This is a genomic window from Streptomyces sp. NPDC057654 (assembly GCF_042800135.1).
In the GTDB taxonomy this organism is placed as follows: domain Bacteria; phylum Actinomycetota; class Actinomycetes; order Streptomycetales; family Streptomycetaceae; genus Streptomyces.
Window position 1 is genome coordinate 1 of record NZ_JBHVHQ010000411.1, and the last position, 7,381, is coordinate 7,381.

Annotated in this window: 4 protein-coding genes and 1 pseudogene; all 5 read right to left on the minus strand. The window is 75.5% G+C overall.

Annotation, left to right across the window (positions count from 1 at the left end; genetic code table 11):
* Positions 1 to 48 precede the first annotated feature (48 nt).
* A complete protein-coding gene (gene fxsT / locus ACFU99_RS26125; protein ID WP_384396113.1) occupies positions 49 to 3,060 on the minus strand; it encodes an FxSxx-COOH system tetratricopeptide repeat protein in 3,012 nt (1,003 codons plus the stop codon).
* Between the two features lie 97 nt (positions 3,061 to 3,157).
* A complete protein-coding gene (locus ACFU99_RS26130) occupies positions 3,158 to 4,435 on the minus strand; it encodes an aKG-HExxH-type peptide beta-hydroxylase (protein WP_384396116.1) in 1,278 nt (425 codons plus the stop codon).
* 11 nt (positions 4,436 to 4,446) lie between these two features.
* Positions 4,447 to 5,661, minus strand: coding sequence for an FxsB family cyclophane-forming radical SAM/SPASM peptide maturase (locus tag ACFU99_RS26135; protein ID WP_384396119.1), 1,215 nt, complete (start codon positions 5,659 to 5,661; stop codon positions 4,447 to 4,449).
* 82 nt (positions 5,662 to 5,743) lie between these two features.
* The gene (locus ACFU99_RS26140) at positions 5,744 to 5,947 is read right to left on the minus strand and encodes an FXSXX-COOH protein (protein ID WP_384396121.1); all 204 of its coding nucleotides are present in this window, start codon (positions 5,945 to 5,947) and stop codon (positions 5,744 to 5,746) included.
* A 65-nt stretch (positions 5,948 to 6,012) separates the two neighbouring features.
* Positions 6,013 to 7,381, minus strand: a pseudogene (locus ACFU99_RS26145) (hypothetical protein); the annotation flags it as partial.

Consider the following 7,381-nt stretch of genomic DNA (forward strand, 5'->3'; position numbering starts at 1 on the left):
GCGCGGGGCCGGGCCTCTCGGCGTCCGTACGGGCGTGGAGCCGCGCCGCTACACCGGCTGCGGCTCGAACTCCCAGAACGGGCGGATGCGGGTGCGGGCCGCGACCGTGTGGCGGTGCTGGGCGCCGAACGTCCGGGTGAGCTGCTGGAGCGCGTCCTGCTCCAGCTTGTCCGCCTCGTCGCGCCGGCCGAGGCCGCGCAGGTCGGCGGCGAGGCCCACCTCGCAGGAGAGGGTCAGCGGGTGCTGGCCGCCGAGCGTGCGGCGGGCGCGGGCCAGGGTGTCGCGGCTGAGCTCGGCGGCGTCGTCGACACGGCCGATGAGGTTGCGGCAGCTCGCCGCGTTGAGGGCGCACCCCAGCGTCCAGGGGTGGTCCTCGCCCATGGCCTCCCGCATCCGGCGCAGCGTCCGTTCGGCCGCCTCGAACGCCTCCTGCCGTTCGCCCGCCTCCCGCAGTACGAGCACCATGTTGCCGCCGACGCCGATGGTGAAGGGGTGGTCCTCGCCCATGACGGCGACATAGCGCCCGGCCACGTCCTCGGTGCGGCGGCGGACGTCGTCGAGGTCGGCGCCGATGGCGCGCAGCATGCTGGCGTAGTCGCAGGCGATGCGGAGCGAGCCGGGGTTGTCGCGGCCGAGGACCCGCTCGCTGCGCTCCAGGGTGGAGCAGAGCAGGGCCTCGGCGGCGGAGAGGTCGCTGTCCTGGCGGCGCATGCACAGGGCCAGGTTGTGCTGGGCCATCAGGGTCTGCGGGTGGTTGCGGCCGAGGACCTGGAGGTGCAGGCGGACGCCGAGCTCCTGGCGGGAGGTGGCCTCGGTGTAGCGGCCGAGGAGGCGCAGCCCCCAGGCGTAGTTGAGGGCCTTGCCCAGCGTGCTGGGGTGCAGGGTGCGCAGGATGCGCTCGTGGGCTTCGAGCGTCTCGCGGTCGAGGTCGAGGGCTTCCTGGTACCGGCCGAGGAGGCGCAGCACGACGTTGACGTTGTTGCGGGCGCTCAGGGTGCGGGGCTCCTCGTCGCCGAGGAGTTCGCGGTAGCGCTCCCAGACGGTCTCCAGGAGGCCCTGGGCCTCCCGGTAGCGGCCGCGGGCCAGGACGTTGGCGGCGAGGCCGCTCATGGCCTTGAGGAGTTCGAGCTCGTCGGGGTCGTCCTGGGCGTTCAGCTGGTCGACGGCGATCCGGCTGAGCTCCTCGGCCTCCTGGTAGCGGCCGAGCATCCGGAGCATGTTGGCCTGGTGGTGGGTGAGGATGATCAGCTGGTTGTGGTCGGGGCCGAGGAGGGCGCTCCAGGCCGCGCGGACCTTCTCGCACAGCTCCAGTCCGGTGCGGAACTCGCCGCGCTGGTAGAGGTAGCGCAGGCAGTTCAGGACGAACCGCTGGACCTTGGGGTCCTCGCTGTCGAGGGCGCCGCAGGATTCGAGGTGCGGCACGAGTTCGGCGTAGCGGGCCCAGAGCCGGCTGTCGGAGGAGCGGCCGGGGTCGGCGGCGGCCAGGGACTCCTGGACGACGCGGGAGAGGGTGGTGTGCTCGCGGTCGGACATGGTGTCGCGGACGAAGCCGTGCACCATGCGGTGCATCTGTACGGTCTCGACGCCGGTGCCGGCGTCCTCGGAGATGGCCTGCTGGTACTCGATGCGGACGACGGAGTACTGGATCAGGATCTTGAGCGCGCGGTTCCACTTCAGGGTGTCGTTGGTCAGCCAGCTGAGCCGCTCGGGCAGCCGGCCCGCGCCCATCTCGCGCAGCAGCCGCAGCGGCACGGGGCCGGGCGCGAAGAAGACGCACAGCCGGAGCAGGTCGACGGCCTCCTGCATGTTCTCGCGCAGGGTGTTGAGCAGTATGTCCCAGGCCTTGGGGAACGCCTCGGGGTAGGACGGGGAGGTCTGGAGGACGTCCTCGGAGTCCGAGACGGAGCCGCTGACCAGGGCCACGTACTCCTGGACGGGCATCGCGGACTGGCCGAGCCAGCCGGCGGTCTGGTCGAGGAGGAGCGGCAGGTCGTCGAGGGCGGCGGCGAGGAGGTGGGCCTCGGCGGGGCTGAGCCGGTCGGCGCGGCGGCGCACGAAGGCGACGCTCTCGTCGCGCGCGTACACGGGGACGTCCATCAGCTCGGTGTCGTGGCCGCCCCAGTCGCGGTTGCGGGTGGTGATCAGTACGTGGCCGGGGCCGGAGGGCACCGCGTCGGCGACGGCGGCGGGGTCGTCGGCGCCGTCGAAGACGAGCAGCCAGCGGCTGTGCGGGCTGCCGACGCGCAGCGCCTCGTGGACGGCGCGGATCCGCTCGCCGTACTCGCTGCCGGCGTCGACGAGGCCGAGGGCGGGCGCGAGGGCGGCGAGGCCCTCGCGCATGGCGGCGCGGGTGTGCGCGGGCACCCACCAGACCAGGTCGTAGTCGGAGGCGAAGCGGTGCGCGTACTCGGCGCCGAGCTGCGTCTTGCCGACGCCGGACATGCCGTGCAGGGCGCAGACGGCGGCCCCGCTGGGGGCGTCCTCGAACCAGTCGTGGAGGGCGCTGAGGAGGGTGTCGCGGCCGGTGAAGCGGGGGTTGCGGCGCGGTACGGGGCCCCAGACCTCGGGCGGGTCGTCGGGGAAGCGGGGGGTGCCGGGCCGGTCGTCCTCGATGTACGGGCCGTCGGTCGGCAGTCCCAGTCGGCCCAGCACCCGTCGTTCACTCTCCTCGGCGCCGATGCGCCACAGGTCCGCGGGGGCCAGCAGCCCGGTCGCGCTCGGCAGTTGACGGGTCGTCACGCTGACGGCGGCGAACCGGTCGGTGTGGGGTTCGACGACGGCGTGCAGCGCCGCGTTCCACTCGTCCTCGGTGCGCGGGCCGAGTGAGAAGTACCAGTCGCTGAGGATCAGCAGGGTCTTGCCGGGCTGGTCGAGCAGGTCCGTCAGCGTGCTCTCCAGGGACTGGTCCACCGAGCCGTCCCAGCGGCGGAGCACCGGCCGATGGCCGAGACGCTGGAGGCGGTGGCTGATCCACGCGGCCCAGGGCCGGTTGTAGCCCGCGTAGCTGATGGTGAACTGCTGTGACCCGGCGCTCTCGCCGGCTCCTCGCTGTGCGGCCATCCGACCGTTCCCCTCGTGTCTGAACTCGTTCCGGAGCGAAAGCGACAGTCGAGTCGGCGGGGTCCTCGGCGCCCACTCGGTTGTTTCTCTCTGTTTCTTACCGCAGAGCCGTGCCCATGCGCCGCCCTATCCGTACGCGCCGCGCCGCCTCCACCTCGGCGGCGGCTCGCGCCCGGGGGCCGAGTGCGCCGGGGTACGCGGGCAACCGAGCGTACGCGTCGGCCATGGCGTGCGCGAATTCCCGTCCCTCGGGAGTGAGTTCGGGCGCTCGTACGAGTCCGGGGAGGACGGCTCCGGCCTGGGCCCAGCAGCGGGCGTGGGCGTCCCACGCGGCCCGTTCCTCCGGGCCGCGGAGGGCGGCGATGCGGCCCCACAGGTCGGCGAGGGCCACGTGCGCGTACAGGCCCTGGAGGAGGCCGCCGAAGGGGCGCGGGTCGGGGCGCCAGGGCGCCCAGTGGCGCGGCTCGGGACCGGCCCGGTGCAGGGGCACGAGGTCGAGGACCGCGGCGAGCTTCGAGTGCTGGATCTCGTGCGCCAGGGTGGCGGCGAGGTCGACGGCGGTCGTGGGCCGGGAGGTGAACGCCGCGCCGAAGGCGTCGGGCATCGTCGCGGCCACCAGGCCCGCGGCCGGGGTGCGCAGCGGCACGACGCAGCCGAGGAGCGCGGTGAGTTCGGCGGCGCGCTCCGGGGCGGCGCGCTCCAGGAGCGCCATGGCGTCCCGCCACAGGGTGTGCCAGCGGTCCCGGTCGGCGGCGGTGGCGCGGTCGGTGGGGACCACGGCGGGGCCGGAGCCGCCGTCGGGGGCGCGGTGCGGGTCGAGGTCGTCGAAGGGGACGGCGGCGGCGTGCGGCCCGGCGGGCGGCAGGGCGGTGAGCGGCAGCCAGCGGAAGCCGGGCGGGCAGGGCGCGTCCCCTCGGCCGCCCTCGATCAGCACGTCGCGGGCGGTGGGGTGGGTGACCGCGCCGACGGAGGGCAGCACGAGGGCGCCGCGGCGCAGCGGCAGGCGGACGCGGAAGGGCACCCCGGCGCGTACGGCCGCGGCGGCGGCGAGGGCCGCGAGTCCGTCCGCGAGGCCGACTTCCGCCGGAGCGGCTGTTTCTGACGGGGCGTCGTCTCCGTGGACGAGGCGGAGGGCGCGGACGGCCCAGGCGCCGACGAGGGGGTAGCCGATGACCTGGCGGACGGCGCGGGGGTCGGCGCGCTCGGCCGCGGCCAGCAGACTCCAGTGGGCGTCGAAGCGCGGGTCGGCGCCGGCCTCGTCGGCGAGGGCCCGCAGCAGCAGGAGGCGCTTGCTGTACTGGGAGGCGGTGAGCAGCTCGGCGGCGGCGGGCGGGCACTGGGTGCGGGCGAGGGCGGCGAGGAGCTGCGGGGGCATCCGGTGGGCCATCAGGCCGCCGTGGTGTGCCGGGCCCGGCCGGCGGTCTCTTCGAGGCGGCGGGCCGCGTGCCGGATGAGGCGCCGCAGGTCGGCGCAGTACACGGACGGGTGGTGGAAGCCCGAGCCGGCGCGGTAGCGGTGGGCGTAGTTGCCGCCGCCGCAGACGCGCTGGACGGGGCAGGCGCGGCAGGTGTCGCACAGGCCGCGGGCGCCGAGCTGGCGGGCGGCGATGCCGGGGTGGTCGAGGGCCGCGTCGAAGGGGTGCCGGAAGACGTCGAGGCCGGTGGCGGCGGCGCCCTCGTACGCGGACTTCAGGGAGTCGATCTGCTCGATCGCGCCGTCGGCCTCGACGACGACGGTGGCGACGGGCGAGGTGCCCAGGGCCTCGGTGGCGCTGGGCGCGCCGAGGAGCAGCAGCACGGACTCCTCGAAGAGCCGGATCCGGGGCGCGCCGGGGCCCGCGTTCCACCAGCGGTCGAAGAGGCGGGCGAGCCAGTCGCCGTAGACGGTGCGGCGGCCGGCGGGGTCGGCGTGCGGGGGCGGGGCCGACCAGTTGGCGTGCGGGAGGAGGAAGTCGAGGGCGGGCGGGCGGAAGGCGAGGAGGGAGTCGTAGATCTCGTCGGGGTCGGTGGCGGGGTCGGCGGTGCACAGGATGCCGGCGTAGGCGTCGGGTCGCTCGGCGAGGTGGCGCAGCCCGCGGGCGACGGCGTCGTAGGAGGGGCGTCCGGCGTGGTCGACGCGGGCCCGGTTGTGGCGGGGCAGTCCGCCGTCGAGGCTGACGCCGACGCGGATGCCGGCGTCGGCGAGGCGGGTGACGCGCTCCTCGGTGAGGAGGGTGGCGTTGGTCTGCGTGGTCGTGGTGAGTTCCGTGCCGGCGTCGAGGCGGGCGCGGATGGCGTCGCGGTGGCGCAGGAGCGGTTCGACGCCGGTGAGCAGGGGTTCGCCGCCGTGCAGGACGGCCTCGACGGCGGGCAGCCGGTGGGCGCGGGCGTGCTCGGCGATGCGCTCGGCGGTCCGCTCGACCGTGCGGGCCGAGACGGTGGCGGGGCGGTCGCGCCAGCCGCTGTCGGGTCCTTCGTAGATGTAGCAGTAGGTGCAGGCGAGGTTGCAGCGGCTGTGCACCTTGAGGACGAACTGGCGGAACGGCACGGGGGCCACGCCCTGGGCGCGCAGCGCGGCCACGTCGAGCCGGTCGTACGGCCAGGGCGCGTGCGGATGCGCCATCGTCGGTCTCCCCCCTGTGTCTCTCTCGTCCTGTGGCTTACTGGTGGCCGCCTCTCCCCAGGCGGCCGGAACCGGCGGCGGGTCAGGACGCGTTGGAGAAGGCGCAGAGCACGCTCGTGGGCTCCACCGTGCGGCGCACCAGCACGTCGAGCACCGCCGACAGGGCCGGGCTGTCCAGGGAGCGCAGGGCGTCGAGGTCGATGCCCGTGAGATCGGGCAGGGCCCCTTCCCCGACTCCCTCGCCGTCCTGCCCCGCGGGACGGACGTCGGTGCCGTCGTCTGTCAACCTGCTCTCCTCACAAGCGCGTTGGCCAGCTGAGAACATGTGCCCATTCGCTACCGGGCGGAAACTCATGGCCGGTGATCCTCTGCGAGTCCGCGGAGGCGTTCCTCGGTGGCGGCGCGCTCCCCCCCGTCCCCGTCCGGCAGCAGATCCCACCAGTACAGCGCCCGCTGGTACGAGCGCTGCGCCGCCACCGGGAGCCCGGCGTCGAGCAGCGCCTCGCCGCCGCGGTGCAGGGCTCGCGCGGCGAGCCGCATGGCCTCCCGGCGGGCCGGGCCGGACAGCCCGTCGCGGGCGAGGAGGGCGGCGTCGGCGGCGGACTCGTAGCTGTCGGCCGCGCGCTCGGGCTGGCCCAGCAGCTCCTGGGCGCGCCCGTGGTCGTACCAGGCGGCGGCTGCCCGCATCGGGTCCTGGGCGCCGCCGGCCGCGCGGCTGAGGATGAACTCGCCCTCCCGCAGGTCGACGACGTCCCATTCGTCGGCGTACCGCTGGAGCAGCGCCCGGCCCAGCAGCAGCAGCGTCCGGTTCATCCGCGGGTCGTCGTGCACCATCTCGGCGCGGGCCTCGCGCAGCACGCGCACGGCGGCGGAGGCGCCCGCCCGGCCGGGCGCGGCGCGGGCCAGCTCCAGCGCGGTCTCGCCCCAGTCGGTCAGCACGTCGGCGTAGGCGGCGTCACCGGCGCGCAGCGCCTTGCGCGCCCCCGCGTACAGCGTGACGGCCCGCTCCAGGTCGGCGACGTCGCCCGCGGCCGCATACCGCTCGCGGTGCACGCGGGCGGTGCGGGTCAGCGCCTCGGCCCGTACGGGCGTGTCCTCGGTGAGCTGCCGGGCGCGCTCCAGCACGGCGAGCACCCGCTCGTGCTCGGCCTCGCCGCCCAGCAGCAGCGCGTCGGCGAGGTCGAGCAGCGCCCGTACGTACAGCTGGAAGTGGGCCTCGACGGATTCGAGGAGCTCGGCGGCGGTGGACAGCGGGGCCACGGCCTGGAGCGCGAGGAAGCGGGCGGCGCCGGGCGCGGTCTGGGCGCCGGCCAGGGCGAGGAGCGCGCGGCCGAGCTGGAGGTTGAGCGGGCCCAGTTGGCGGCGGTGCGGCGCGTGCTCGCCGACGAGCGCCGTGAGCTCCTCCACGACCCGTTCCAGGAAGCCGAGTTCGCCGGTCTGCCGCCACAGGTCCCACATGACCCAGGACCATTCGAGGGCGGCGTCCAGCACCGTCTTGTCTACTGAGCCGTCGCGCGCGGCGGCCTGCCGCAGCTCCCGCTCGGCGGCGCGCAGCAGCTGCCGGGCCTCGCCGGGCTCGTTCGCGGAGATCAGCTCGCGGGCGCTGGCGTGCAGCACCTTGCCGAACACGCGGTGGGCGCGCGGCCCGGCGTCGGGGCGCGCGGCGGCGGCCGCCGCGGGCCCCTGCGCCTCCCGCAGCACGCCGGGGTCGCCCTGGTCC